A 3394-nucleotide genomic window follows, 5' to 3' on the forward strand; every position below is an offset into this window, starting at 1 on the left:
AGGCCCACAGCTGCGCGCTCCGTTCGCGGGCCTCGGCGTCGAAGCGGCCGTGCGCGCCGTGGTCGTCGGTGTCGTCGGCCGGCGCCCACAGGTTGGCCGTGTCCGCCGAGCGGGGCGGCCGGTCCTCCTGCTGGGCGTCGAGGCCCGTGCGCGCGAGGTAGCGGTCGAGCAGGCCCGGCGCCACGGCGTTGGCGAGCAGCGTGGCGGCGGTGCTGGCACCCACCCAGTACTCGCGCCGGCCGGGGTGGTCGGCCGCGTACCGCACCGCGCGGGCGGCCAGCTCGGGCTGGTGCACGGGCGGGACGGGCCGGGCCCGGCCGCGCAGCCGGTTGAGCACCCAGTCGAACTGCGGGGTGTTGACCGCGGGCAGCTGCACCATGGTCACCCGTACCTGCGATCCGCGGGCCAGCAGCTCGCAGCGCAGCGCCTCGTGCCAGCCCTGCAGCGCGTGCTTGGCGCCGCTGTACGCGGTCTGCAGCGGGATGCCCCGGTAGGCGATCGCAGAGCCGACCTGCACGATCGTGCCGTGGTCGCGCGGGAGCATCCGGCGCAGCGCGGCCCGGGTGGCGTTGACGTAGCCCAGATAGGTGACCTCGGTGACGCGGCGGAACTCCGCCGGGCCGATCTCCGTGAACGGCGCGAACACCGAGACGAAGGCGTCGTTGACCCATACGTCGACCGGGCCGAACTCCGCCTCGGCGCGGGCCGCCACGACCTCGCAGGCCGCCGGGTCGGCCACGTCGGCCTGGACGGTGCACGCCGGTGAGCCGGCCGCCTCCGCCTCGGCGGCGGCCGCGTCCAGCCCGGCCCGCCCGCGGGCGACCAGCACCAGCCGGTCGCCGCCGGTGGCGAAGGCACGGACGCAGGCCCGGCCGACCCCGGCGCTGGCGCCGGTGATGACGACGGTGCGGGGTTCCGGGCGGGCGGTGCGGGGCTTCGGGCGGACGCGGGGAGTCATGGCGGGCGTCTTGCCCGGCGGGCGCCGCCGAAACGCCGCGGTGGTCGGTCTCCGGACTGCGGCCTCCCTTTCCGGCCACTCCGGGTGACGAAACATGTCCCAAATGACCGGAATCAAATGTCGTATGTCGGGTAAGAACCCTACGAAGCGGTCACGGCGATGACCGTCCGCTTCCGCACCCCCACCGGGTGCCACCGGGACCGTCGCTTGAAGAAGCCGGGCACGAGTCCTCGGGAAGGAACCCCGTGACGCGCGAGCGCGAGCCGCCAGCGACGTCGGGCGTTCACCCCCATGACCAGGAGCGTTACCGTGTCCACCACCGTCGAAACCGGCGGTCCGGCTCGTCCGGCCGCCGCCACGCCGTCCGGGACCCCGCCCGGCCTGCCGCCGAAGCCCACCGAGGCGCAGCTGCGGGCGATGGGCAAGTCCGAGGCCCGCGAGCTCAGCGACGCGCTGTTCGAGCGGCTGGCCGGGCTGGCCCAAGAGACCCACGCGTACAGCTACGTCCGCGGCACGATCATCGAACTCAACATGCCGTTGGTCCGGTTCATCGCCGCCCGCTTCCGGCACCGGGCCGAGGACATGGACGACATCCTCCAGGTCGGCACGATCGGCCTGATCAAGGCGGTGGACGGCTACGACCCGCGGCGCGGCGTCGAGTTCGTCACCTACGCCATCCCCACCATCGCCGGCGAGATCAAGCGGTTCTTCCGCGACACCTCCTGGCCGGTGCGCGTCCCGCGCAGCATGCAGGAGCTCTACCTGACCGTCGCCCGCGGCTCCGACCGGATCGAACAGGAACTCGGCCGCCTTCCGCACCCCGAGGAGATCGCCGAGGAGCTGCACCTCACCGTCGAGGAGACCGTCGAAGGCCTGATCGCCGGCCGCGTCTACCGGCCGAGGTCCCTGGACGCCCTGCGCGAGCAGGACACCGACGAGGCCGGCAGCGCCCTGCTCGACCGGCTCGGCACCTGCGACCCGGGCATCGAACTCGCCGACTTCCGCACCGCCGTCCGCCCGCTCCTGGCCGGCCTGCCCGAACGCGAACAGACCGTGCTCAAGCTCCGCTTCTGGGACGGCTGGACCCAGTCCGAGATCGCCCACCGGATCGGCGTCTCCCAGATGCACGTCTCCCGGCTGCTCACCGCCACCCTCGCCCGGCTGCGCGAGCAGCTGGAGGACCACGACGCCCCCGGCTGGGCCGACGACCCGCCGGAAGCCGGCTGAACCTCCCCTCCCGTCGGACGTTTCCGGCCCCCCGCAGCGGACACCCGCGCTGCGGGGGGCCGTCGGGATGAAGGACGAGAGTCGAAGGTTTCCGACCACATCCTGGAACGGCTGCCCGCCTGGGACGTCGCGCAGGTCTTCGGGCCACCCCGGCGACGGCATCAACGGACTGCCGGCCCGGTCCTGAGGCCCGCACCGGAGGAGGACATCATGAACGCATTCCCGCAGGTCGGCGCCGGCGGCGTCCCGCTGCACCACGAGGACGACGGCGCCCCGGCGCGGCGCGGGCAGCCCGCACCGCCCCCACGGCCGCCGGACACCGTCAAGACGGTCCGGGCCGGCACACCCGTCGCCGAGCAGAAGGCACCCGGGGAGCCACCGGAGGCGGAGGACCGGGCCGGGAAGTGAGATCCCGGGGCCACGGGACGGCTCGCACCCGGCGGCACCTCGGATCTAGCCTGGAGGCGGACCGGAGTGCAGGAACCGGGTCCAGCGCGCGCGGGCACATCCGGCCGCGGGCCCGCCCGGGCGTCGAGGGTGACCTGATGAAGGACTTCCCGGAGGTCAACGGCTGGACGGTGGTGCCGCTCAGCGGCGATCTCGACGACTACGCGGCCCTTGAGGTGCGGAGGCTGCTCGACGTCCTGGTGGACGGCGGAGCCGTCCGGATGGTCGTCGACCTCGCCGCCGTCGGCTTCGTGGACTCCACCGGCCTCAACGTGCTGCTGGGAGCGGCCCGGCGGGTCCGGGCCGGCCACGGCGTGCTCCGGCTGGCCGGCGCGGTGCCGAGGGTCCGGGACGTGCTGGAGCTGAGCGGGGTGGCGGCGGTGCTGCCGCTCTACCCGGATGTGGTGGCGGCCTGTGCCTGAGCACGGGATCTCCGCCGGGGCCGCCCAGGCCGACGAGACGACCGTGCTGCGGCAGGCCGTGGACCGGCTGCGCGCCGAGGTGGAGGGGCTGCGCCGGGCGATGCGCACCCGGGGCGTCATCGAGCAGGCCAAGGGCATGCTCAGCGAACGGCTGGGCTGCACCCCGGACGAGGCCTTCGGCCACCTCGTCCAGCTCTCCCAGGACACCAACCGCAGGCTGGCGGACGTCGCGGCCGGACTGGTGGGCCTCGCGGTGCCGCTGGAGGACGCCGGGCCCGCCGCGGCCGTGGCGTACCACTTCCACGAGCCGCTGGGCGTGGTCGGCCAGATCATCCCGTGG

The 3394-nt window shown here is 74.4% G+C and carries 5 protein-coding genes; 4 read left to right on the forward strand and 1 reads right to left on the reverse strand.

Annotated elements, in window-relative coordinates:
- The coding region (locus ABZ885_RS37910; RefSeq protein WP_360199251.1) for an SDR family oxidoreductase at positions 1 to 958 on the reverse strand (958 nt) is incomplete at its 3' end.
- Positions 959 to 1267: 309 nt separating this feature from the next.
- Here ABZ885_RS37910 and ABZ885_RS37915 point away from each other — a divergent pair.
- The 4 genes from ABZ885_RS37915 to ABZ885_RS37930 form a co-directional block, all read left to right on the forward strand.
- The gene (locus ABZ885_RS37915) at positions 1268 to 2185 is read left to right on the forward strand and encodes a SigB/SigF/SigG family RNA polymerase sigma factor (RefSeq protein ID WP_360199253.1); all 918 of its coding nucleotides are present in this window, start codon (positions 1268 to 1270) and stop codon (positions 2183 to 2185) included.
- A gap of 210 nt (positions 2186 to 2395) precedes the next feature.
- Positions 2396 to 2593 (forward strand): hypothetical protein, encoded by a 198-nt coding sequence (locus tag ABZ885_RS37920; protein ID WP_360199255.1) that lies wholly within the window; start codon positions 2396 to 2398, stop codon positions 2591 to 2593.
- A gap of 137 nt (positions 2594 to 2730) precedes the next feature.
- Positions 2731 to 3054: an STAS domain-containing protein gene (locus ABZ885_RS37925; protein ID WP_360199257.1), complete on the forward strand. Its 324-nt coding sequence runs from the start codon at positions 2731 to 2733 to the stop codon at positions 3052 to 3054.
- Positions 3047 to 3394, forward strand: a 348-nt coding sequence (locus ABZ885_RS37930; RefSeq protein ID WP_360199259.1) for an ANTAR domain-containing protein, incomplete at its 3' end; no start/stop codon positions are given. The genes ABZ885_RS37925 and ABZ885_RS37930, both read left to right, overlap by 8 nt.

The organism is Kitasatospora sp. NPDC047058, assembly GCF_040643935.1.
In the GTDB taxonomy this organism is placed as follows: Bacteria; Actinomycetota; Actinomycetes; order Streptomycetales; family Streptomycetaceae; genus Kitasatospora.